This is a genomic window from Corynebacterium tuberculostearicum, from assembly GCF_016894265.1.
Lineage (GTDB): Bacteria > Actinomycetota > Actinomycetes > Mycobacteriales > Mycobacteriaceae > Corynebacterium > Corynebacterium tuberculostearicum_D.
The window spans coordinates 989160-1013213 of sequence record NZ_CP069791.1; the positions used below are offsets into that span (position 1 = coordinate 989160).

A 24054-nucleotide genomic window follows, 5' to 3' on the forward strand; every position below is an offset into this window, starting at 1 on the left:
TGCGTGAAAGCAACGAGATATAGGTTAACTCACGCCGCCTAAATTACAAAAACGCCTGGTAATCTGCGGTGGTTTCGGCCTTGATCTCCTCCGCCTCGGGGGAGGTGGGGCCCTCGTCGGTGCGGAAGACGCTGCGGCGGTAGAAGTCCAACTCGCGGATGGATTCGATGATGTCCTGCAGTGCGCGGTGGGCCATGCCCTTATCGGGCTGGTTGAAGTAAGCACGCGGGTGCCACCGGCGGGCAAGCTCCTTGATGGTGGAGACGTCGATCATGCGGTAGTGCAGGGCGCTATCGAGCCGCGGCATATAAGTGCGGATGAAGGTGCGATCCGTGGCGATGGAATTGCCGGCCAGGGGAGCGGGGTGCTCGGGATCGCAATGCTCATTGATGAGCGCGAGTACGGCATCCTCGGCTTCTCCGATGGAGGTGGTGGACTCGCGGATTTCCTTATCCAGCCCGGACTTAGCGTGCATCTGTGTAACAAAGGAATCCATCTGTGCCAGCTCATCCTCGGTGGCGTGGACGACGAGGTCGATGCCTTCGCCCAGGATGTTGAGGTTGCCATCGGTGATGACGGCGGCGACCTCAACAATGACGTGGCGCTCGGGGTCGAGGCCCGTCATCTCCAAATCGATCCAGACGAGGCGGTCGTGTTTTGCGGCTATCTCGGAATGTGGCATGCGGCCCATTCTACGCCCGCGTGCTTTTACCCCTGTATGGGGTACGAGCCGGGCTGCCCTGGAGGGGCGATTACTACTGGGCAGCGCAACCTTTTAGAAAGTGTGGCACCGTACTGCATAAAATTAATCGGTGATTTGCCTCACTCGCAGATGTGAGTTAGGGCATACTCTGGTTAATCGCTCTTCATTCGGGAGGTGCGACAGACTTAGGAGAGACCAGATGGCAAACTTCCTCGATGCCCTCAATACCGTAATTTGGTCCCCCGTCTTGGTGTTTTTATGCCTCGGCGCGGGTATTTATTTCACCGTGGTGACACGCGGCCTGCAGGTGCGCTGCATACCGGACATGCTCAAGCAGATCGTTAACGGAGAAAGGTCCGCCGATGGCGTGTCTTCCTTCCAATCCTTGATGGTTTCGCTCTCCGGCCGCGTGGGCGTGGGCAATATCGCCGGCGTGGCCACAGCCATCGCCTTCGGTGGGCCTGGCGCCGTGTTCTGGATGTGGGCAGTGGCGCTGTTGGGCTCGTCCACCTCGTTCATCGAAAGTACGTTGGCGCAGATTTACAAGGAGAAGGACCAGGACACCGGTGAGTACCGCGGCGGGCCCGCCTATTACATCGAAAAGGCCTACAAGCACACTAAGGCGGCGCCTTTCATGGTGGTCTATGGCATCGTGTTTGCCGTCGCTATGATCTTGGCTACCAGCTACTTCTTGCCTGCCATCCAGGCCAATGCGGTGGCCGCCGCGGCCGATACCGCGTGGGGGATTAACTCCACTTGGGCAGCCGTCGTCTTGGCGGGCATTCTGGCCATCATCATTATTGGCGGCGTGAAGCGCATTGCGACCTTCGCCACCATTGTCGTGCCATTCATGGCGGTCATTTATATCGTGATTTCCGTGGTGGTCATGTGTATGAACTTCTCGCAGATTCCGGAGGTCTTCGGGCTCATCTTCAGGTCCGCATTCAATATGGAAGCCGGATTCTCCGGCATGCTGGGCGCGGCCATCATGTGGGGTGTTAAGCGCGGCATCTACTCCAATGAGGCCGGCCAGGGTACCGGCCCGCAGTCCGCTGCAGCCGCCGAGGTCTCCCACCCCGCTAAGCAGGGCTTTGTGCAGTCCTTCGCGGTGTACGTCGATACGCTCTTTGTCTGCTCGGCCACCGCGTTCATGATTATTTCTACGGACATGTACACCGTTTTCCGCGGCAGCTCCGAGGACGGTGAGGTGGTCTACAACGGCTCGCTTCCTGATGGCGTCGAGGTTGGCCCTGGCTACGTGCAGTCCGGCCTCGATAGCGTCTTTGCCGGTTGGGGCCCAACCTTCATCGCCGTCTCCATTGCCTTCTTCGCCTTTACCACGGTCCTGGCGTACTACTACATGTCCGAAGTCAACCTGACCTACTTCAACCGTTGGGTCCGCTCCCGCACGGCCCGCCGTGGCCTGATTTGGGTGCTGCGCGCGCTGATTATTGTTTCCGTCGTGGTTGGCGCCACCACCACTCCGGGTGCGGCGTGGGCGCTGGGCGATATCGGTGTCGGCACGACGGCATGGCTCAATATCATCGCCATCCTCTTCCTGCAGGTCCCTGCGCTTAAGGCACTCAAGGACTACGAAAAGCAGAAGAAGGCCGGCAAGGATCCGCAGTTCGACCCAGAAGCTTTGGGCATTAAGAATGCGGATTTCTGGGTAGAGCGCAAACGAGCACGCGGCGAGGGCAGCGTGCTCAAAGACAAAGACAAGGACTTAGAAGGCGCCGGGGCCTAGCCCATCTTGGCGTAGAAGCTGCCTACCAGCGGTGCAATCACCGGGGTGGGCAGCACCTGGCTGAGGGTATTCATCGCCTTAGACAGCGGGCCGGGCACCACGCGGCGCTGATTGCGGCGCATGGCCTCGATGGTTTCTTGGGAGCACGACTCGTAGGTGGTCCACAAGAAGTCAGGTACCACCTTATCCACGATCGACTGGTCTTCCTCTGCGATGGTGGCCTCGCGCACGGGGCCGGGGGCGAGCAGGGTGCACGAGACGCCAGAGCCCTTCAGCTCATAGTGCAGGGCCTCCGTAAACGCATTAACGCCCGCCTTGGTGAAAACGTAGGTGGCGTTATTGGGGATGGGGATATTGCCCGCGGCAGAGCCGACATTGCAAATGGCGCCGCTGCGGCGAGGCAGCATCTGTTCCAAGGCGGCTCGCGTGAGGTGGTGGACGGCAGTTCCGTTGAGCTCGAACTGAGTCGTCTCGTATGACCAGTCCTGGTCCATGAAGGGGCCGAAGCTGGCGATGCCGGCGGAGTTGACCAAAATCGATACCTCGCGGGTGGCGATGGTCTCGGCCACGCGGGCGACGTCGTCAGCTACTGCTAGGTCCGCCGGCAGGGCAATGGCCTCGATATTATGGCGCTGCTCGAGCTCGGCGGCGATGGACTCCAGGACCTCGCGGCGGCGGGCCACAAGGATGACGTTATAGCCCAATGCGGCGAAATCCTGTGCCATGGCCTTGCCAATGCCTTGGCTGGCGCCCGTAACGAGGGCATAAGACGTGCGGGAAGGGGTGGGAAGTGACATGGTTAAGCCTTTCCGGGGTGGGGCATGGTGAGTCCTAGCGTAAACAAAAAGCCTTGAAGCGGCGAGAAACTCGGCGCCTCAAGGCTTTCGCGCGGTGCCCCCAGCAGTGTCTGAGTTCATGACATATTTGACAGTCTGTGCCTGAGGGAATCGTCGTGATGCTTGACAGATCAGCCGCGACATATTTGACGCTTAAGGCTACCTTACCGTGTCGGGTGATGCTTGACTGGTGAGTCGGGACATGTTTGACACTATGAACAGTCCTAACCGCAATATGGCCATCGTCAAAGCTGTACGCCAATCCGGTGGCGTCGAAATAGAGTGCGGCCATTCAGGGCCTAAGGCACCTTCTAGAGCCCAAGAGGGAAAGGGCTCCGCCCGTCAGACGTAGGTGTTCTTACGGCGTCTTGGTACTGCTGCTTGGAACGATGCGCCCTGGCACTGCTCGCCTGATCGAAGAAACCGGCACCCCAGAACAAAAAGCAACTGGAATGCCGGTTTGTTAACGATGTCGCGACTCATCTGTCAAACATGTCGCGACTCATGACAGCGGTGCCCCCAGCAGGATTCGAACCCGCGACACATGGGGTAGAAACCCACTGCTCTAATCCGCTGAGCTATGGGGGCTTACAACGCACTCATAGTAGCCCACGAGGGCGGGGAAACCTAAGCCAGGGTGCGCTGCGGCGTGCGCAGGATGTCCACCAAGTCTTGGGCGGCTGCGGTCAGCTCGCGATCCGTGCGGTAGGCCACGATGGCGTAGTAGCGCGGCAGATCATCAGCAATGGGGCGGGTGATAATGCCGTGCGGCTGCACAGCGGGTGCGCAATTGGGCACGATGCTGACGCCGAGACCACTGGAGACCATAGGAATTGCGCTATTGAGGCTGGCGACCTCCTGGGTCTTTTCCGGCTTGAGGCCCGGCCGGCTATTCCACAGGTCATGGTAGAACTCGGCCAGTTCAGGAAGTTCGCGGCTGCGCGGTGGGACAAGCCAAGTTTCCTTCTTCAGCTCGGCGAGGGAGACGGGGGATTCCAACTCGGCGAGGCGCTGGGGAAGGGCGACGGAGTAATCGAACGTGGCCACCTGGTGGACGGTGAGCTCGGGGGAGTAGCGGCGGATGAAGGCCTTCGGATCGGACGTCGGCAAGAGCGCTAGGTCCACCTGGCCATCCAGTAGGTGTTTGATAGCGGAAGCCGGCTCGGCGTCGTCCAGCGAGATATTGGCGGTGGGGTAAATCCGCTTGAGCTCAGCCAGGGCGGCAGGGGTAAATTCCCAGTTCAAGATGGCGCCGGAGGCGAGGGATACGGTGCTGGCCTTGTCGCCGGTGATTTCGCTGATATGGCGCTGGGTTTCGCTGAGCAGCGCATCAACCTTGACGGCCGTTTCGTAGACATAATCGCCAGCGTCAGTGGTGGAGACACCGGAGCGACCGCGCGAAAGCAGCTGGGCGTTCAGCTCTTTTTCTAGCTTCCGGATAGAAAGGCTCAGAGATGGCTGGGTCATATCGAGGGATTCGGCAGCGTGCGTGAAGGAGCCATTGTCTACAACGGCGCGAAAATAAAGAAGTTGACGGGTGTCCATAAGCTCCATAATGACACATGTAAAGACAAAATGTGTGTTAGGTGAGAAACTAGGTGGCGCTATACAATGCGCACTATGGCAAATGAGCAGGTTAACAGTTTGAACGCGGCGGGTAAGAAGCCCCGCTCTTCCTGGGGAATTTATATCGCAGCGATGCTTATTGCTGGCCTGATCGCCGGTTTTATTTCCCTGTTCCTCCTGGCCGATTCCCTGGCGGCGTTAGGCATTCCGGACCCCGGCCGCATCACCACCTTTGGCCTGCCGCTCTTTCGAGGTGTGGCGTGGATTCTCATGGCTTTGTCCGTGGGCTCATTCTTGGCCTCGTCCTTCCTCATCGCTTCGCGCGGTGACAATGCCACGCTTATCGATGCCCCCTTGTCCGTCGACGGCCACATCGCCGCCCGCACCGGCACCTGGGCTTCCTTCGGTATGGCGGCCGTGGGGCTCGTGGAAATCCCGCTCATTATGTCCGACCTCACCGGCGCGCCCTTTTCCCAGGTATTCGAGCCTTCCATCATGAAAATGGCGCTGACGGAAATTTCCACCACCATCGTGTGGGCAATCTCCGTGCTCATTGCCCTGGTAGTGGGCATTCTCGGGCTCGTGGGCCGTGGCTGGTCCATGCAGCCGGTCCTGCTTTTCTTGTCCATAATGCAGGTCGTGCCCATTGGCATGGAAGGCCACTCCGCGGCGGGCGGTGACCATGATTACGGCACCAATTCGCTCCTGTGGCACTTGGTCTTTGTCATGCTTTGGGTAGGCGGGCTTATGGCGCTTATCGCCCATGGTCGGCGCCTCGGCCCCAATCTCGTCTTTGCGGTGAAGCGCTATTCCGGCATCGCCTTTATGGCCATTGTGGTGCTTGCTGTCTCGGGCTTGATTAACACGCTCATCCGCATGAATATCTCCGATCTGGTGGATTCTGCGTACGGAATCATTCTGATTACCAAGTTCGTGCTGACGATTTTGCTGGGCATTTTCGGCCTCGCTCACCGCGAGCTCACCATCCCGCAGCTGGGCAAGAACCCGCCCCTTTTTATTCGCATTGCCATCGTGGAAGTAGCGGTCATGGCCGCCACCATTGGCGTAGCCATCACGCTGGGCCGCACTGTGCCGCCCGCACCGCGGGATCCCAACCTCAACTCGATGCAGATTCTGATGGGCTATGAGCTGTTTGAAAAGCCCACGGTGCTCAACGTGTGGACCATGTTCCGCTTTGACATCATGTTTGGCACCATTGGCCTGCTTTTGGCTGCGGCCTATGGCTACTGCGTCTACCGTGTACACAAGCGCGGCCTGACTTGGAGCAAGGGGCGTACCGCATGGTTTATGTGCGGTGCGCTGGGCCTGACCCTTGTGATGTCTACCGGCATGGGTCTCTACATGCCGGCGATGTACTCCATGCACATGTTGGTGCACATGATTTTGTCGATGGCGGTCCCGCTCCTGCTCGTTCTGGGTGCGCCACTGACCCTGCTTATGGAGGCCTTTGAGGCAGGACCGAAGGGGAAGCCCAGCCTGCACGACTATGCACTGGCGGCCACCCAGTCCAAGATCGTCGCTTTTATTACGAATCCGTTCGTCAACCTCCTGCAGTACTTATTCTTCCTCTACGTGCTGTATTTGTTCCCGGGCCTATATCAATTCGCCATCTCCGAGCACGCGGGCCACCTCATTATGAACTTCACGTTCATCATCTCCGGCTGCTTCTATTTCTGGGAAATCATCGGGCCGGATCCACTTCCCAAGCGCCACTCCACCCCGTTCCGATTGGCCGTGCTGTTCCTTTCCATGCCATTTCACCTCTTTGCCGGCGTGTACCTGATGCAGCTGCAAAGTGTGTTGGGTGCAGACTTCTACCAGTATTTGGAGCTGCCTTGGGATCAGGATCTGCTCCAAGACCAACGCGTAGGTGGCGGCATCGCGTGGGGCTTTGGCCAGTTCCCGCTGGTTATCGTCTTTGGCAAACTCTTCCTGGATTGGCTCAGTGATGATCGCGCTACGGCTCGCCGCCACGATATGCAGGCGGATGCGGACGATGATGCCGAATTGGAACGCTATAACGCGATGCTCCAGGATATGGGTCACGGCGATGAATCGAGCTTCCGCGGGCGCTAGCCTGTGGATAACCGGTTAAAAATCACCCCCAAACCCGAGTTTTGTTGACGGGTACAACAAGTTATTCACAGGGTAGGGGTTGCCGGCATGGTGCAGGTTGCGCGCCGGCATCAGGATATGGAAGCGAGCGAGGAAAACCGAACTCGCCTATCCAACTATCCAGCAAAGGATTTTCTAGCACCATGTCCCAATACCCAATTACTTTGACCGGTCGCCTTACTCGCGATCCCATCCTGACCAAGACCTCAACTGGGGCCTATAAGGCTAAGCTGCGCGTCGCCTCCTCCCGCCGAATTCCGGACCGTCAGGTCGATGCCGGCGCTAATGACCCGGAAGGAAACAACCCCAAGGCCCCGCAGTGGCGCGATGTGGACCACCTCTACATCGACGTCGAAATGTGGAATCAATTCGCCATCAATGTGCGCAAATCCCTAGCCAAGGGCATGCCTTTGGTCATCGTGGGCTCCTTAGTTACCGAACAATGGCGCGATGACCAGGGCACCGATCACTTCCGCACGTTCATTAAGGCACAGTATGTGGGCCTGGACCTGAACCGCCACGTTATCGGTACCAAGCGTCTCGCTCCGCAGTACAACCAGGAAAATATTGCGGTCCCAGAACTGGGGGACAACGCCATCGAACCGGACGTGGACCACAGCCTGCCGCCGCAGCAGGCAGCGCAGGGAGATACCGCGGCCGATACCGCGGCGGACCGCTATCTAGCCGAGCGCGCCGCAGCCGCACGTGGTGGGGAAGAAGATTCCTTCGACGACGCCGAGGTGGAAGAGGAGGCTGCCGAGGCAGAATCCGCCCCAGTGAACGCTTAAGCGTTTCCCCACCGGCTTGATCGCCTCGGGTGTACCTGACCCGAGGCACTTGGGCGGTGGTTCTGATGTAGTGTTTGTGTAGATAAATACGTCTCCCAAATTTTTGCAAAGGGGTAAAAGTGGGCGAATTCATCTACACGATGAAAAACGTGCGCAAGGCAATTGGCGATAAAGTCATCCTTGACGATGTAACAATGGCGTTCTACCCAGGTGCCAAGATTGGTGTGGTCGGCCCTAACGGTGCCGGTAAGTCCTCCATTCTGAAGATTATGGCCGGCCTGGATCAGCCTTCCAACGGCGAGGCCTTCTTGGATCCGGGTGCCACCGTGGGCATCCTGCAGCAGGAGCCGCCGCTCAATGACGAGAAGACCGTACGCGGCAACGTCGAAGAGGGCTTGGGCGATATCTTTGAAAAGAAGCAGCGCTTCGAGCAGATCGCCGAGGAAATGGCCACCAACTACAGCGACGAGCTCATGGAAGAGATGGGCAAGCTGCAAGAAGAGCTGGACGCCGCCGATGCTTGGGAGGTTGATTCCAAGATCGAGCAGGCCATGGAAGCTTTGCGCTGCCCGCCTTCCGACGCCCCAGTGACCAACCTTTCTGGTGGCGAGCGCCGTCGTGTAGCGCTGGCTAAACTCCTGCTCACTGAGCCGGACCTGCTGCTGCTCGACGAGCCTACGAACCACCTGGACGCCGAGTCCGTGCAGTGGCTGGAGAAGCACTTGGCCGATTACCCGGGTGCTGTCTTGGCCGTGACCCACGACCGCTACTTCCTTGACCACGTCGCGGGCTGGATCTGTGAGGTTGACCGCGGCAAGCTCTACCCGTACGAGGGCAACTACTCCACCTACCTGGATAAGAAGCAGGAGCGCTTGGAGGTTGCCGGCAAGAAGGATGCGAAGCTGCGCAAGCGCCTGAAGGACGAGCTGGAGTGGGTTCGCTCCGGTGCAAAAGCCCGCCAGGCCAAGAACAAGGCTCGTCTGGAGCGCTACGAGGAGATGGCTGCCGAGGCCGAGAAGTACAAGAAGCTCGACTTCGAAGAGATCCAGATTCCTACCCCGCCGCGCTTGGGCAATAAGGTCGTGGAAGTCAAGGACCTGCAGAAGGGCTTCGATGACCGCGTCCTGATTAAGGACCTCTCCTTTACCCTGCCGCGCAACGGCATCGTGGGCGTTATCGGCCCGAACGGTGTGGGTAAGACCACCCTGTTTAAGACCATCGTTGGCCTGGAGCAGCCGGATGCCGGTTCCGTCGAGGTGGGCGATACCGTCAAGCTGTCCTACGTGGACCAGAACCGTGAGAACATCGACCCTGAAGCAACCGTCTGGGAGGTTGTCTCCGGCGGCCTAGATTACATTCACGTTGGCCAAAACGAGATGCCTTCGCGTGCTTACCTGTCCGCGTTCGGCTTCAAGGGCCCGGATCAGCAGAAGCCATCCAAGGTGCTTTCTGGTGGTGAGCGCAACCGCCTGAACTTGGCGCTGACCCTGAAGGAGGGCGGCAACCTGATCCTCCTTGACGAGCCGACCAACGACTTGGACGTGGAAACCCTCGGCTCGCTGGAAAACGCGCTGGAGAAGTTCCCGGGCTGCGCCGTGGTCATTTCCCACGACCGCTGGTTCCTGGACCGCACCTGTACCCACATCTTGGCCTGGGAGGGCAACGTGGAAGAAGGCCAGTGGTTCTGGTTTGAGGGTAACTTCGGCGATTACGAGAAGAACAAGGTCGACCGCCTCGGTGAAGAGGCAGCTCGTCCTTCTCGCGTGACCCACCGCAAGCTGACCCGCTAAGTAGCTGAAGCCTTTATTGAGGAGAATGATGGCAACCCCAAGTGTGCACACGTATCGTATTCAGACCCGCTGGTCGGACTTTGATATGTACGGCCACATGATGAACGCAAACTATATCGAGCTCGCCCAGGAAGCGCGCTTGGCCTTTGCCAAGGAGCATATCTATTCCAAAGGCCTCGATTTCATTGCGTTCGTGCGCCACCTCGATGTGGATTTCCTGCGCCCGATGGAGTTTAAGGACACCACTACGGTGGAGGTAGAAACTACCATTTCGCAGATTGGCACCACCTCGTTTACCACTACCCAGCAGGTCAAGGATGACCAAGGGGAAGTCGCGGCAACTGTGGAGTGCGTGCAGGTAGTCGTCGACCGCCAGCAGCAGACCCCGCGCCCGCTGACGGAACAGGAAAAGGATATTCTGCAAAATACCGCAGCCAACTAACTGCGGCGCAGAGCAAAGAAAAGAAAGGCAGGGCCCGAAGGTATGGTCACCGAGACTCTAGAAATTGGAAGCGGTGGACCTGGCCTTCGGGCCCTTGTCACGCGCGCAGTCGGCTTGGACGCGGGTGCCTCGGTACGGCTGCGCCAGCTGACTGGCGACGTCGTCGATGTCTTTGTCACCACCCCCTTCGAGGTGGTTGCCTCCCGCCGCGTCCAAGGCGTTGCTTCCCGCGATGGGGCGGTGGTTTCTGCCGGCACGCTGGCCGAGCAACTCAAGGAACATGAGTCAACCGGGACTCTCGATTTGGGCCCCGCCCGTGATCCGTCATGGCCAGGAGCCCTGCCGCCGGCCACTGGTTATAGCGTGGTCGATACATTGCCGGTCACTGTGGTGCGCGAGCTCTCCGATAAAGGCCAACAACTGACGCGACAATTTTCTGGGCCCATGGGCCCGCCGTCCAGCCTCTTGAATCAAACCGTCGTTACTGTAGAAGACGATGGCGCCACGGTGGAAATCCCTATGCGCATGATCTTTGCGTGTACCAATCTGGGCCTTATCCCTGGATTTTCCGCCCCGATGGACGTGCCGCGCCACTTGCGCGTGGCTCAGCTGGGCCGCTGGGTGCGTCTCGACGCCCCCTTCGGCAGCATTTATCGGTCCACCCGACTCTCGCTGTTTTAAGCCCATCCATCTACCGCAAGACTCGGCGAGGGCCTCCTCCTCGGAGAACATGGACCCCCAAAAGCGGTCCACCTTTGGGAGGGTGAGGAGTGGTGCTTATCTCGCAAAACCCTCGTCTAGCAGGACAATAACGGTAGTCATATAGGTTCGTGCTTTTTCGGCTATGTGAGTTTTAGATTAGACATCCAGCTAAACGTGTGCTGCGTTACTCTGGAACTGTAAAAGTAATTTCCTGCACCTACAAGGAGACGGTGTAATGCGTATTGCGGTACCAAAAGAAATCATGAATAACGAGAACCGCGTGGCTCTCACTCCTATGGGAGCGCAAACCCTCGTTGCTGATGGCCATGAAGTGTACGTTGAAACCGGTGCCGGTGAAGGCGCATCCTTCCCCGATTCTGCCTACAAGGATGCCGGTACCACAATTGTGGACTCAGCGGAAGAGACGTGGTCGCAAGCGGAACTGCTGCTCAAAGTCAAGGAGCCACTCGAGTCCGAGTACAAGTACCTGCGCTCGGACCTTACCGTCTTTACCTACCTTCACCTCGCTGCGGACCGCCCGCTGGCGGAGGCACTGGTGGAGGCCGATACCACCTCGATTGCCTATGAAACGGTCACCGATCGCCACGGTACTTTGCCTCTGCTGACTCCAATGTCCCAGGTGGCTGGTCGCCTTGCCGTTATCGAAGGCACCCACCACCTGCTGTCCACCCAGGGCGGTCGCGGTTTGCTGGTCTCTGGCGTTCCGGGCACCCAGCCGGCACGTGTCGTCGTGATCGGCGGCGGCCAAGTTGGCGCCTCCGCCGTTGCGATGGCCCACGGCCTGCGCGCCGAAGTCACCGTGCTGGACCTTGATCCACACGTCTTGCAGCGCTTCGATGACCAGTACGCCGGTGGCGTGCGCACTCTGATCTCGGATCCGGCCACCATCGAAAAGGAGCTACAGGAAGCTGACCTTGTCATCGGTGCCGTGCTCATTCCAGGTTCCGCTGCGCCGAAACTGGTGCGCGAGGAGACCGTGAAGAAGATGAAGAAGGGCGCTGTTCTCGTGGACGTGGCCATCGACCAGGGCGGTTGCTTCGAAAACTCGAAGAAGACCTCCCACGATGATCCCACCTTTAAGGTGCACGACACCTTGTTCTACTGCGTGGCTAATATGCCAGGCGCGGTGGCTAATACCTCGACCCGCGCGCTATCGTCTGCGACGTTGCCGTATATCCGCGCGGTAGCCAAGGACAACTTGGATGCCGCCATCAAGCGCTTCCCAGGCCTAGAAGGCGGTGTGATGACCCGAGGCGGTCGTCTGGTGTCCGAGCCTGTGCGTAAGGCTTTTGACTGGGACGACTAAGCACCGCGTTGCATCCCGCGCGCTAGATAAACCATGAGCCCGGCTCTCCGTCAAAGGGGGCCGGGCTCATGTTGTGCGCGGGCGACAACGGGCGGCTAGGGCGCTTTGTTGATCATCATGGCTGCTACGCGCTGCATATGATCCCAGATCATCTCGCGGTAGGCCGGTGGGATGGTTTCCTCGTCGATCTTGGCGAGGGAGTTACCCATAAGCTCTAACCACCGGTCATGCGCGGTTATATCGATGGGGTAAGGGGCGTGGCGCATGCGCAGGCGCGGGTGGCCGCGGTTTTCAGAGAAGAGCTGCGGGCCACCCCAATACTGTGCCAAGAACCAGGTAAGGCGCTGCTCGGCGCCTTCCCAGTCATTATCGGGGTACATTGGGCCGATGATATCGTCCTCTTTGACTTGGGAATAAAAGCCGTGGACGAGGCGCTCAAAGGTTTTCATGCCGCCAATGGCCTCATAAACAGAATCCATTTACTCTTCTTCTTCCTTGCGGGGATCGGGAATGCCGATGCCGTGAGGGTAGGGGGTAGTAATACCTTTAGTGTGCATGACATTGAGCACGCGGGACTGCAGGAAACGCTGAACGTCCCACTGCTTGCCTGGCAAGGTCTTGGTCGAGACGCGGAAGGATACATAATCCGGCTCAAAGCCAGACATGCCGTCCACACGTGGCGTGCTGAGGATGAGCTTGCGCACCTTATCGTCCTGTGCGGCTTCTTTCACTGCCTTCTCAATGACTTCGCCAGCAACCTCTGGGTCATTAGAAAGACCTACCGGAATCTGGATGCGGGCAACGGAGTACTCATCAGAGTGGTTGGCCACCTGGAGAATTTCACCATTCCGCACGTACCACAGGGCGCCATCGATATCGCGGACCGTGGTGATGCGCAGGGAGATGGACTCGACATCGCCAAAGACGCCATTGCCCAAATCAACCACGTCACCAATGCCGTACTGGTCCTCAATGAGCATGAAGATGCCGGAAAGGAAGTCCTTCACCAGCGCCTGTGCGCCAAAGCCGAGGGCAACGCCAATGACACCGGCGGAGGCGATAAGCGGTGCTACGTTGACCTCTAACTCATCCAGGATGGCGATAATCGCCCACACCCAGACGAAGATGGCGGCGGCAGAACGGGCTACGCCGGCAAGTGTCTTGATGCGGGAGGCGCGCCGGGTCTCGCGGGTTTGGCGCATGGCCTCTTCTTGTTGGCTGAGCTCGGGGCGATTGGCGCGGTCCTTGAATTTCCCGCGCAGGCGCTGCTTATCTAGTCCGGAGGATTTAATGCTATTTTCGGCCACTTTGTTGATGACTCGGCGGAGGAGCCAGTGGGCGATAATGGTCAGAATAAGGATGATGGCGATGCGAATGGGGCGCTCGATAAGCCAGCTTTGCACCTTCTCGTCATTCCAAAAATTGGACACGGACTCGACGGCCGAGTCCGTGGTGGAAGCGGCGGAGGCTAAGAATTGCGTATTCATCATTCTTTCTTAGTCGTGGACAATGGGAACCACGCCCATTGTAGGGGTTGCTCCTGAAAGTTCGACGGGCCCCAGGCTAAGGTTTGTGAAAATAAATACTCATCTGCCCGTAGGAAATGAACAGCTTGGTCTAGACTGTGTGGCTATGACAGAAGGCAGCACGCAGAACCTCGCTCAAGGCTTTACGTCCCGTTCCATCCACGGCGGCTATCACCCGGATCCGCACATGGGCTCTATCAACGTGCCCATCTATGCCTCGACCACGTTTGCGCAAGACGGTTTGGCGCAGCTGCGCGGCGGATTCGAATACGGCCGAGTGGCCAATCCGACCGTGCGCTCGCTGGAGCGCACTCTAGCGGCACTGGAAGGCGCGGAGTATGCACGCGTGTTTTCTTCCGGCATGGCCGCCGCCGATACCTTGATCCGCATCCTGGTGCGCCCAGGGGACCACGTCATTTTAGGCAATGACGCCTACGGTGGTTCCTACCGCCTGCTCAATGATTTCACCGAGTGGGGCGTGGAGATGTCCATCGTGAACACCAGCGATACCGCAGCGGTTGCGGCCGCGGTTCAAGAAAATACCAAGCTCATCTGGCTAGAAACGCCCACTAATCCGGCGCTAAATATCACCGATATTGCCGCGGTGGCCAAGATTAAGGGCAACGCGCAGGTACTGGTGGACAATACTTTTGCTACGCCCTACCTGCAGAACCCGCTGGAACTCGGCGCCGACCACGTGCTGCACTCGACCACCAAGTACTTAGGCGGCCATTCCGATGTGCTCGGTGGCGCGGTAGTTACTAATGACGCCCACGTGGACGAGCGCCTGCTCTACTTCCAGGGCAATGTGGGCGCGGTGAGCTCGCCTTTCGACGCCTACTTAACCGCCCGCGGTATTAAGACGCTGTCCGTGCGCATGGACCGCCACTGCGCGAATGCGCAGCGAGTAGCGGAATTCTTGCAGGCGCGACCCGAGGTCAAGCAGGTGCTCTACCCGGGGCTCAAGGGGCACCCGGGGCATGAATTGGCGGCACAACAGATGCGTGGCTTCGGCGGCATGATGTCCGTGCGCTTCCACAGCGCGGAGCATGCCAAGCAGATCTGCCTCAATACGCGGCTTATCTGCCTGGCAGAATCGCTGGGCGGGGTGGAATCGCTCATCGAGCACCCAAAGAATATGACGCACGTATCCGCGGAAGGGTCCGAGCTGGTGCCGCCGGAGGATCTGGTGCGTATCTCCATCGGTATCGAAGACATCGATGACCTGCTCGCGGACTTGGAGCAGGCCCTCGACGCTCTATAGGCCGCGGCACTGGGCCCATAGCGCAGGTGCGGTGGCTAGGAGCGCACCACGGCGAGGAGGGAACCGGCGGCCTTGTCGGTTTCCTGCAGCATGAGCGGGTCCGTGCCCGGCATGGGGGAAATGGTGGTGTCCGGCCACTGGGAATAGGTGGGGATGCCCACGATATGCAGGCGTGCATCCAACTCGCCGTCTGGGTGGACGGTGCGGCGGGTGGCCCCATCCGTTTCCGGCGAACCGGTGGGCTGGCCGTGATCGGGGAAGGGGCGCACGCGGCCGGAATCCACCAAGCAGCGCGTCATGGCATCGCCGGCGGTGCGGATGTCGGGGCGGTGCATAAAGGCGTCGACAAGCGTGGGCGCCGAAGCCGAGCGCGGGCCGGAGGTCAAGGTGAAGTGATCAGCCTCGATGGACACGGTGGGGTGATCGCCTAGGAAGTGGGCCAGGCCGGCATCGACAAGCGCGAGCAACTGGCGCACGCGGAAGAGCGGCGGGCCGGAGCCGATCATCTGGCCAAAGGACATGACCTGGCCGTAGCGGCCGGTGCGAGACTCGCGGGTGTAGCGGCCCTCTGCGCCGAGGATGGAGGCCGGCTTGCGCGATTGCGAAAGCGACCACAGCGCGGCTTTGATGGGGGAGTCGTGGCCGGCGGCGGCCTCCCGAATATCGCCTTCCATGGATTGGGCAATGTGCTCGGTGAGCTCAGCGATGTCCCCGGTAAACCCGGCAATCTGGTACATGAGATCGTTCATGTCCCATGGTTCGGTGACCATGGGCGCAATGGCTGCGCCCAGCTCATCGGGGGCGGTGGCATCGATGACCTCGAGGATTTCCGCGCGCGGGCGCAGGAGGGAATCCGGGCGCACGCGTTCCAAGGTGGTGATATAGGCCTCGTAGCTATCGCGCGCGATGGCGGGCCAAACCTGGGCGTCAAAGTCGATGTCCTGGGTGCCACTGAGCTCCGCAATGACATTCTTCAGGCGGCGGCGCGGCATGGTAGGCGGCAGCTCACCGTATTCGGACTTGGGGTGGTAGGGGTAGCCGCGGCCGGAGGAAATGATGAAGTGGGGCTCCTGGCCGCAAGGCTCATAGCGCAGGCCGGAACGCGCGGAAGGATCCTCTACGAATGTGCCGCCGCGCTCGATGGTGGTCAGCGCCAGGATGTCATAAAAGCCCATGCCCAGACCGCGCACCAGCACGTCCTCGCCGCCCGGAATGGCGGCGTAGTCCTGCTCTACCGGGTTATTAGGGGCGATCCAGTTCAAACCGGAAGCGGCCAACTGCTTTTCTTGTTCGGTGTATTCCGGAATCATCCAGCCATAGGCCAGTACCGTGGCATCGGCGTGCACCTCGGAGCCATCAGCCAGGTGGAGGACGTCTTGGTGACCGTCCTCGGCGATGGTTTCCAACCGGCTGAAGTGATTCACGGTGGAAATGCTCTTGGGCAGGCGCGCAATGACCACGTCATAGACCCAGCGCAGGTACTCGCCATACAGTGCGCGCGAAGGGTTGGACTCGGGGCGGGTTGCCGCGAGCTCTTCGCGGTAGTCCTGGGCAATATGTGCGGCCGGTGGGTGCTGCTCGAAAAGCTCGCGCTTGGCGGCGGAGATATTCTCACCATCGCCGCGCAGGAGCTGAATCCATTCGTACTGGATGGGTCCCTCGAGCACCGGGGCATCAACGGTGGAGCCGGGCTCGGTAAAGAGGGTGACCGCGCCGGCGCGAGTATTCATGCACAGAGTCTTGGTTTGATCCGTTTCCCAGATGCGGCCGGCGCCGTGTTGGGCATCATCGATGAGGTGGACGGTAATGGGGTCGCTGGAATCGTCCATGCGGGCGGAGAGGCGTTCCAAGATGGAAATGCCGCGTGGGCCCATGCCGACGATCGCGATTGCTGGAGTAGACATACCTCCTATCGTGCCACATTCAGGCCCTTTCAGGATCATCGGACCTGGCAGTTAGAATAAGATAGACTAGTCGGTCTACGGTATTCTTGTCATGGCGCCGTTTTGGCAGGTAATGCGGTAGACTGTCCAGTCTTGTAATTGGGGGTATGAGTGTGGTCTAATGGGCGAGTACTACTTAAGACTTAAAGGAACTCGAGCTTTTATGAAGCAACTTTCTCGGCTCCTGCGGCCCGTGGCCGCGGTCCTGGCCAGCGGCGCGCTAGCTCTCTCGCTTACCTCGTGCGCCTCTACTTCCCACGCCGCGGAAGATGGCATGGTCACCTATGTCGAGCCCAATATGTTCAACAACCTCTATCCGCCCTCCGGCGGCTATTACCCCAACGGTGGTGTGCTCAATAACATCACGGACCGCCTGCTCTGGCAGGACCCGGATACCCTCGAGCTGCACCCGTGGATTGCGGAGGAGATGCCCAAGGCAAACAAGGACAATACTGAGTTCACCTTCAAGATTCGCAAGGGCGTGACCTACTCCGATGGTTCCCGCCTGGATGCCGCGAACGTGAAGAAGAACTATGACCTTTATGCCCTGGGCGACGAAGATCGCATGCTCACTCCATCGGAGCAGCTGCCCAATTATGAAAAATCCGAGGTCATCGACGACTACACGGTGAAGTTCTACTTCAGCGAGCCTTCCCCGGGCTTCCCGCAGTCCACCTCCGTAATGAACCAGGGCCTGCTTTCTAATGCCACCCTGGATTTGGATGACACCGGCTTCGCGCCGGGCAATGCCACCGCGATTTCCGGTTCTGGTCCCTTCGTCATTGAGGAAGAAGAGCTGGGCACCAAGCTGGTGCTCAAGAAGCGCGAGGACTATGACTGGGCGCCCCCGGCCCGAAAGGATCACCAAGGCCCGGCCGATATCGAGGGCATCAATATCGTGCTTGCGGCCGAAGACTCCGTGCGTGTGGGCTCGCTTGTAGCCGGCCAGTCCGATGTCGCGCGCCAGATCGAAGCCCCCGATGAGAAGCACCTGAAGGATCAAAACCTGCAGATTTTTGCCGCCCCCACTCGTGGCGTGAACAATAGCTTCCACTTCCACTTCCGCCATCCACTCTTGGAAGACAAGCGCGTGCGCCAGGCCATCATCCATGCCATTGACCGCGATAACATCCTGGACACCCTCTTTTCTGATTCCTACCCCAAGGGAACATCGATCCTGGCCAAGACGGCTATTGGCTATAAGGATCAGTCCGCGAACTATGCCTTCGATCCGGAAGAATCCAAGCGCCTGCTCGATGAGGCCGGCTGGCGCCCAGGTGAAGATGGCATTCGCGAAAAGGACGGCAAGCGCCTGTCCGTGACCTTCAATGAAGCCGTCCCACAGCCGCGCTCTAAAGAGATGTTCACCAAGGCTCAAGAGATGCTCAAGAACGTCGGTATCGAGGCCAACCTCAACCCGGGTGACCGCTCTGCGCAGCAAAAGGCCATGAAGGACCAAGACACCGTGCAGGTACGCCACACCATGACCGGCCGTGCCAATGTGGACACCTTGGCCACGTGGCTGGATGGCACCGGGCGCAATTCTTTCCTCAACTACGACGAGAAGACCGATAGCTTTGGTGATGAGAAACTGCAGAAACTGGTGGAGGATTACTTCGACCTCAGCAGTGAAAAGGATCGCCTAGCCATGACCGGCCGCATGCAGGACTATCTGTCCGAACAGGCCTATATCCTGCCCATGTTTGAAGAGCCGCAGGTCTATGGCTTCCAGCCCTATATCGAGGGCTTTAGCACCGAGGCCATCGGCCGCCCATCGTTCTATGCGGTAGACATCAACCCCGCAGAAGGGGAGGACTAAACCATGAGCCTGAAAACTATTGCCCTGCGCATCGGCCAAGCCGTGCTCGTTATCTGGGCAACTTTTACCCTTTCTTTCATCCTCTTGGCGGCACTGCCTGGTGACGCCGTCGCGACCCGCTATGACAACCCCAACTTGGGGCTCAACGCCGAGCAGCTGGCCGCCATCCGCGAGGTTTATGGTGCCGATGAGCCGATCTTAAGCCGCTACTTCAGCGCGCTCGGCGGATTCCTCACCGGTGATTTTGGCTTTTCCGTCGCCACCGGTACCGCCGTATCGGAGATGCTGGCAGATGCCCTTCCCTCCACGCTGGCGCTGGCGGTCTTCGCCTTCCTTGTAGGCGTGGTCCTGGCCTTCCTGGTGGCTATTGTCTCCACCTTTGGCCCATTTTCTTGGCTGCGCAGCTTTTTCCGCAGCCTGCCTTCCGTGATGGTTTCCCTGCCCACCTTCTGGATCGGCATCATTTTGATCCAGATTTTCTCCTTTGGCTTGGGCTGGGTGCCGGTCATCGGCGCAAGCGATGCCCAAAGCCTCATCCTGCCGGTAATTACCCTGGCCATCTTCGTGGCCGCACCGCTGGCGCAGGTGCTGCTGCGCTCCATCGATGAGGTCATGGATATGTCCTTCGTGCAGGTTGTGCGTGCCAAGGGTGCTAGCGGTGCCTGGTTGTTGTGGCGCAACGTCCTGCGCAATGCGCTGCTGCCGGCGCTGACCATGGCCGGCCTTACCTTTGGTGAGCTCGTCGGCGGCTCCGTGGTGACGGAGGCGGTCTTCGCCCGCCACGGCATCGGTGCGCTGACCGTAGATGCGGTGGCTAACCGCGATACCTCGGTGCTGCTGGCCATTGTGGTGCTGGCCGCCGCCGTCTTTGTCCTTATCAACCTGATTGTGGACCTGCTCTACCCAGTGCTTGACGTGCGCCTGCGCGAGCGCGAGCACGAGACTGCATCTAGCTCCGCCACCGCCGATACCACCGCAACGAACGAGAAGAAGGTCCAAGCATGAAGCTTAAATCCACACAGCTGAAGCTCACCCCGGGCACCATCATCTCGCTGATTATGCTGGGGCTGGCGGTGCTCTGCGCGCTGTTCCCCCAACTATTTACCTCCCAGGACCCTAATCAGGGCGGGGACACCACGGCGCTGCTGCAACCTAGCTTCCAACACTGGTTCGGCACCGATGCCGTCGGCCGCGATCTCTACACCCGCGTGGTCTACGGCGCGCGCCAATCCCTACTCGGCGCGCTGCTGGCCGTCCTTTTCGGCCTCATCGTCGGCACCATCTTGGGTATCATCGCCGGCGTGCGCCGCGGCTGGGTCGATGCCGTCATCATGCGCATCGTGGACGTGCTGCTGTCCATCCCCGGCCTGCTGCTCTCCCTGTCCGTCATCATCGTGCTGGGCCACGGCATCTTCAATGCCGCCATCGCCGTAGGTATCACCTCCGTGGCCACCTTTGCGCGCCTTGCACGCTCCCAGGTGCTTAGCGTTGCCGGCTCCGATTTCGTCGAGGCCGCCTATGGCTCCGGCGGTTCTTCCTTCCAGGTGCTCGTGCGCCATATTCTTCCCAATTCACTCACCGCGGTCTTCGCCGTAGCAGCCCTGCAATTTGGCCTGGCCATTTTGCAGCTAGCCACCCTAGGCTTCCTGGGCTATGGCGCACCGCCCCCAACTCCGGAATGGGGTCTTCTCATCTCTGAATCGCGCGATTACATCGCCACGGCCGGCTGGTTGACCATCGCCCCGGGCATTGTGATCGTCGCCGTGGTCCTCGCGGCCAACCACCTCAGCCAGACACTGCGAAAGGCGGCCTAATGTCCCTGCTTAGCATTAGTGATCTATCCATTACCTACCGCACCGCTCACGGTGAGCTAGAAGCGGTAAGCGGCATTGAGCTCGAGGTAAACCCTGGCGAGATGACCGCCATCGTTGGCGAGTCCGGTTCCGGCAAGTCCACCTCCGCCATGGCCGCCATTGGCCTGCTGCCAGACAATGCTTCGATCGTTTCCGGCACCATTACTTTCGACGGCCGGGACGTGACCCAATATTCTCAAAAGCAATGGCGGGAGCTGCGCGGTCGCCGCATTGGTTTGATTCCGCAGGATCCCAATAACTCGCTTAACCCGCTCAAGACCATCGGTGCCTCGGTGGAGGAAGGCATGGCCATCCACGGGCAGGGCAATAAGGCCTCCCGGAAGAAGCGTGCACTGGAGCTTTTGGAGCGCGTGGGCATTGATGATCCGCAGCGCCGCTATCACCAGTACCCGCATGAGCTATCCGGCGGCATGAAGCAGCGCGTGCTCATTGCCGCGGCCGTGGCATTGGAGCCGGAGCTCATCATCGCCGATGAGCCCACCTCCGCGCTCGATGTCACCGTGCAGAAGATCATCCTGGACCTCCTGGATGAGATGCGCGAAGAGCTCACCATGGGCATCCTTTTCATTACCCATGATCTGGCCGTGGCGGGCGACCGTGCCAATAACATCGTGGTGATGGAAAAGGGTACCGTCCGCGAGTCGGGCGTTGCTGCCCGCGTCCTCACCGACCCCCAGCACGCCTACTCCAAGCGCCTGCTTGCCGACGCCCCCTCGCTCACCGCCCCCACTTCCTCCCAGGCCGCATCTCCTGTGCGGGCCGCCGCGCCCGCACAACGCGAAACCTTGCTCGAGGTGGAGGGGCTGAGCCAACGCTTCGGGGATTTCACCGCGGTGGAAGACATCAACTTTTCCGTGGCCCGCGGAACCACCCATGCATTGGTGGGGGAGTCTGGCTCCGGTAAGACCACCACCGGCCGCGCCATTTCCTTGTTGAGCACGCCCACCTCCGGCAGCATTCGCTTGGGCGGGGAAGACATTAGCTCTGCCCGTGGCAAGCGCCGTCGTGAGCTGCGCCGTTCTATCCAGATGGTTTACCAAAATCCGTTTGGCTCGCTGGATCCGCGCTTGAGCATCGGCGATACCATCGCCGAACCGGTGCGCAATTTCACCGGCGCTTCCAAACGTGATGCGCGTGCCAAAGCACGCGACTTTCTTGATTTGGTGGCCTTGGATTCTTCCATGGCTTCCCGGCGCCCCCGCGAGCTCTCCGGTGGTCAACGCCAGCGCGTGGCCATCGCCCGCGCCATGATCATCGAACCCGATCTCGTGGTGCTCGATGAGGCCGTGTCCGCGCTCGACGTCACCGTGCAAGCGCAGATCCTGCGGCTGCTCGACGAGCTGCAGCGCGAGCTGGAGCTTACCTATATCTTCATCTCCCACGATCTGGCGGTAGTTAATCAAATTTCCGATACCGTTTCCGTGCTCTCCCACGGCACGCAAGTGGAATCCGGACCTACCGCGCAGGTCTTTGCGCATCCGGAAACCGAGTACACGCGCCAACTAATTGACGCCATCCCCGGCTCCCGCTATCGTGCCGGAGACCTAAACTTGGGGCTATAACCGCGCCCCAGAAAGGTTGGACTGAAAATATGACTGACATTATTAATGAGCTCTCCCACGCCAGCGCCGAGGTGCAACAGCTGCGCCGTGCGCGCCATGATGCGCAGGACAATGCGCAACTGAGCTTTAGCGCTTTGCTCGAGCCTGCAGAACCAGGCGAGTTCTCCTATACGGAGCGCTATGCCGTTGCGGCTTTTACCGCTGCAATCTACCAAGCGAGCGAGGCTGCGGATTTCTACTTCGACTTGCTGGAAGATGAGGCCGACGAGGACCTTGTTGCCGCCGTGCGCGCCGCGAGCCAGCGCGGCGTGTCCACCGGCCCGTATCACCAGGGTGATTTCCTTATCTTCGGCGATACCTCAGCGGAAGCCGCGCTGGGCACGCGCCTAGCTGCGGCCTTTGATTGGGCGCACCTTCTGGCCTTCCACCCCAAGGATGCCTCCCCGCAGGCCATCGGGCACCTCGATGCCGCAGGATGGTCCGCCACGGATATCGTCAGCCTGTCCCAGCTGGTGGCATTTTTGGCCTTCCAGCTGCGCGTGGTCCACGGCCTGCGTGTACTTTCTGGCGAGGATCCCGCATCCCACCCCGCAGCCGAGCGCGCCGCCGGCGTGGCCGATCCGGGTTGGGAGGTTACTGCGACTACGTTGCAGCCCGATACCGTGCTGCCTGATCGCTTTGCCAACCACTCCCTGGGCTGGAAGCCCTGGGTAGAGGCGCTGGCGAAGGAGGATTTCACCGCGGTGCATACCGATGCCCTCATTAAGCCAGAGCGCATCGATTCCGAGTACTTCCGCTTGCTTGCCCGCGACCCTGCGGCCTTGAAGGCGCGCACGCTGACTGACCTGGACATCTTCTATAACACCGAGGGCGGCCTCTCCCGTGCGGACCGCGAGCTCGCCGCTACTGTGGCTTCGCGCTACAACGGCTGCGAGTACTGTGCCTCCGTGCACCAGGCGCGGTGCGTCCAGGAAGGCGGCGACCGTGAAATCGTAGACCGCCTCTTGGACGAGGGCATCGACACCGACCTTGGCTCAAAGGAATGGGACCTTATCCGTCGCGCCGCAGTGGCGCTGACGGAAACCCCGTTTGCCTTCGATGCGGCCCTATGCGCAGACCTGCGTGCGGCCGGATTCGATGATCAGTCCATCCTGGACCTGATTTATGCTTCCTCCTTCTTCAACTGGGCTAATCGTTTGATGCTCACCCTGGGCCAGCCGGACGTGCCTAAGCGCTTCCGTTAATCGGCTACCGCCGGTGACTGGTTCGGTGCGACGCTTAGAGCAAAGGATCCCTATGATGGGGCGGCATGACTGATACAAAGAACGCCACCGCACCAGCACTCTCGGAGAGCGAAGCCCCGCAGAAGGTCGCCGTCGTCACCGGCGCTACCGGCGGCATGGGCCGCGAAATCATCGCTGACCTGGCCGGTGATTACCACGTGTATGCACTGGGCCGTAGCGCGGCGGAACTGCCCGAATCGGACTCCATTACGCCGGTGGCCATCGACCTCGTCGCCGGCCTCGATGAAGGTATGAAGCTGCCGGAGCTAGACCGTGTGGACGTGCTCGTCCACGCGGCCGCACGGGCTACCAAGTACTCGGTGGAGGAAGCCACGCCGGAAAATTGGCGCGCGCACATGGACCTCAACGTGCACGCCCCTGCTGAGCTCACCCGCGCCTTGCTGCCGCAGCTGCGCAAAGCGGAAGGCACCGTGGTCTTTATCAACTCTGGCGCTGGACGCCACAGCTACGGCGATAACGTCATCTACGCGGCGACCAAGCACGCGTTGTATGCACTCGCCGATGGACTGCGCATCTCTGAGCCGGGTATCCGCGTATCCACGGTGGCTCCGGGGCCTACCGATACCCCGATGCTGAAGGGTCTGCAGGATTATGATCCCTCCCAGGTTATTGCCCCGGCTGAGGTGGCTCGTGCCATTCGTACCGTGGTAGAGGCAGGCCCCACCACCCAGCTGACGGAAATCCAGGTCAGGCCGCGAATCGAGCTACATCTGCGCAAGTAGGAA

General features: G+C 59.9%; 20 protein-coding genes and 1 tRNA gene. 14 read left to right on the forward strand and 7 right to left on the reverse strand.

The features are described from left to right. Positions 1 to 43 precede the first annotated feature (43 nt). The gene (orn, locus tag I6J28_RS04840; RefSeq protein ID WP_005327280.1) at positions 44 to 691 is read right to left on the reverse strand and encodes an oligoribonuclease; all 648 of its coding nucleotides are present in this window, start codon (positions 689 to 691) and stop codon (positions 44 to 46) included. A gap of 211 nt (positions 692 to 902) precedes the next feature. On the opposite strand from orn, the gene I6J28_RS04845 reads away from it, so the two are divergent. Next, a complete protein-coding gene (locus tag I6J28_RS04845) occupies positions 903 to 2450 on the forward strand; it encodes an alanine/glycine:cation symporter family protein (RefSeq protein ID WP_204611108.1) in 1548 nt (515 codons plus the stop codon). On the opposite strand, the gene cmrA is transcribed toward I6J28_RS04845, so the two are convergent. From cmrA to I6J28_RS04860, 3 genes are all read right to left on the reverse strand, one after another. After that, positions 2447 to 3247 (reverse strand): mycolate reductase, encoded by an 801-nt coding sequence (cmrA, locus tag I6J28_RS04850; RefSeq protein ID WP_204611110.1) that lies wholly within the window; start codon positions 3245 to 3247, stop codon positions 2447 to 2449. The genes I6J28_RS04845 and cmrA overlap by 4 nt on opposite strands. A 553-nt stretch (positions 3248 to 3800) precedes the next feature. Then, positions 3801 to 3874, reverse strand: a tRNA-Arg gene (locus I6J28_RS04855). Between the two features lie 39 nt (positions 3875 to 3913). Continuing rightward, entirely contained in the window at positions 3914 to 4831 is a 918-nt protein-coding gene (locus I6J28_RS04860; RefSeq protein WP_239280487.1) for a LysR family transcriptional regulator, read from the reverse strand. A gap of 66 nt (positions 4832 to 4897) precedes the next feature. Here I6J28_RS04860 and I6J28_RS04865 point away from each other — a divergent pair, with 66 nt between their 5' ends. From I6J28_RS04865 to ald, 6 genes are all read left to right on the forward strand, one after another. After that, positions 4898 to 6949 (forward strand): cytochrome c oxidase assembly protein, encoded by a 2052-nt coding sequence (locus I6J28_RS04865; RefSeq protein ID WP_204611114.1) that lies wholly within the window; start codon positions 4898 to 4900, stop codon positions 6947 to 6949. A gap of 182 nt (positions 6950 to 7131) precedes the next feature. Then, complete coding sequence (locus I6J28_RS04870) at positions 7132 to 7776, forward strand: single-stranded DNA-binding protein (protein WP_204611116.1); 645 nt, start codon at positions 7132 to 7134, stop codon at positions 7774 to 7776. Between the two features lie 119 nt (positions 7777 to 7895). Then, positions 7896 to 9566 (forward strand): energy-dependent translational throttle protein EttA, encoded by a 1671-nt coding sequence (gene ettA, locus I6J28_RS04875; RefSeq protein WP_204611117.1) that lies wholly within the window; start codon positions 7896 to 7898, stop codon positions 9564 to 9566. A gap of 25 nt (positions 9567 to 9591) precedes the next feature. Next, on the forward strand, positions 9592 to 10008 hold the full coding sequence (locus tag I6J28_RS04880; RefSeq protein ID WP_204611118.1) for an acyl-CoA thioesterase: 417 nt from the start codon (positions 9592 to 9594) through the stop codon (positions 10006 to 10008). 42 nt (positions 10009 to 10050) lie between these two features. Then, entirely contained in the window at positions 10051 to 10689 is a 639-nt protein-coding gene (locus I6J28_RS04885; RefSeq protein WP_204611119.1) for a hypothetical protein, read from the forward strand. Positions 10690 to 10945: 256 nt separating this feature from the next. Beyond that, positions 10946 to 12037, forward strand: a complete 1092-nt coding sequence (ald, locus tag I6J28_RS04890; protein ID WP_204611120.1) for an alanine dehydrogenase — start codon at positions 10946 to 10948, stop codon at positions 12035 to 12037. Positions 12038 to 12132: 95 nt separating this feature from the next. Here ald and I6J28_RS04895 read toward each other — a convergent pair whose 3' ends face one another. After that, entirely contained in the window at positions 12133 to 12516 is a 384-nt protein-coding gene (locus tag I6J28_RS04895; protein WP_204611121.1) for a globin, read from the reverse strand. Then, positions 12517 to 13527 carry a mechanosensitive ion channel family protein gene (locus I6J28_RS04900; protein WP_204611122.1) on the reverse strand — a complete coding sequence of 337 codons (1011 nt, stop codon included), beginning with the start codon at positions 13525 to 13527 and terminating at the stop codon, positions 12517 to 12519. It lies immediately after the preceding gene. 142 nt (positions 13528 to 13669) lie between these two features. Between I6J28_RS04900 and I6J28_RS04905 the strand changes: the two genes are divergently transcribed. Continuing rightward, positions 13670 to 14827, forward strand: coding sequence for a cystathionine gamma-synthase (locus tag I6J28_RS04905; RefSeq protein WP_204611124.1), 1158 nt, complete (start codon positions 13670 to 13672; stop codon positions 14825 to 14827). Positions 14828 to 14862: 35 nt separating this feature from the next. Here I6J28_RS04905 and I6J28_RS04910 read toward each other — a convergent pair whose 3' ends face one another. Then, entirely contained in the window at positions 14863 to 16731 is a 1869-nt protein-coding gene (locus I6J28_RS04910) for an FAD/NAD(P)-binding protein (RefSeq protein ID WP_204611126.1), read from the reverse strand. Between the two features lie 202 nt (positions 16732 to 16933). On the opposite strand from I6J28_RS04910, the gene I6J28_RS04915 reads away from it, so the two are divergent. The 6 genes from I6J28_RS04915 (at position 16934) to I6J28_RS04940 (ending at position 24051) form a co-directional block, all read left to right on the forward strand. After that, a complete protein-coding gene (locus I6J28_RS04915; RefSeq protein ID WP_040425170.1) occupies positions 16934 to 18589 on the forward strand; it encodes a TIGR04028 family ABC transporter substrate-binding protein in 1656 nt (551 codons plus the stop codon). 3 nt (positions 18590 to 18592) lie between these two features. Then, on the forward strand, positions 18593 to 19594 hold the full coding sequence (locus I6J28_RS04920; protein WP_204611128.1) for an ABC transporter permease: 1002 nt from the start codon (positions 18593 to 18595) through the stop codon (positions 19592 to 19594). Next, the gene (locus tag I6J28_RS04925; protein ID WP_204611130.1) at positions 19591 to 20403 is read left to right on the forward strand and encodes an ABC transporter permease; all 813 of its coding nucleotides are present in this window, start codon (positions 19591 to 19593) and stop codon (positions 20401 to 20403) included. The genes I6J28_RS04920 and I6J28_RS04925 overlap by 4 nt, the downstream gene beginning before the upstream one ends. Then, complete coding sequence (locus tag I6J28_RS04930; protein ID WP_204611131.1) at positions 20403 to 22025, forward strand: dipeptide ABC transporter ATP-binding protein; 1623 nt, start codon at positions 20403 to 20405, stop codon at positions 22023 to 22025. The genes I6J28_RS04925 and I6J28_RS04930 overlap by 1 nt, the downstream gene beginning before the upstream one ends. A gap of 29 nt (positions 22026 to 22054) precedes the next feature. Then, entirely contained in the window at positions 22055 to 23269 is a 1215-nt protein-coding gene (locus tag I6J28_RS04935; RefSeq protein ID WP_204611132.1) for an alkylhydroperoxidase domain protein, read from the forward strand. A 65-nt stretch (positions 23270 to 23334) separates the two neighbouring features. After that, on the forward strand, positions 23335 to 24051 hold the full coding sequence (locus tag I6J28_RS04940; protein WP_204611133.1) for an SDR family oxidoreductase: 717 nt from the start codon (positions 23335 to 23337) through the stop codon (positions 24049 to 24051). The last annotated feature ends 3 nt before the right edge of the window (positions 24052 to 24054 follow it).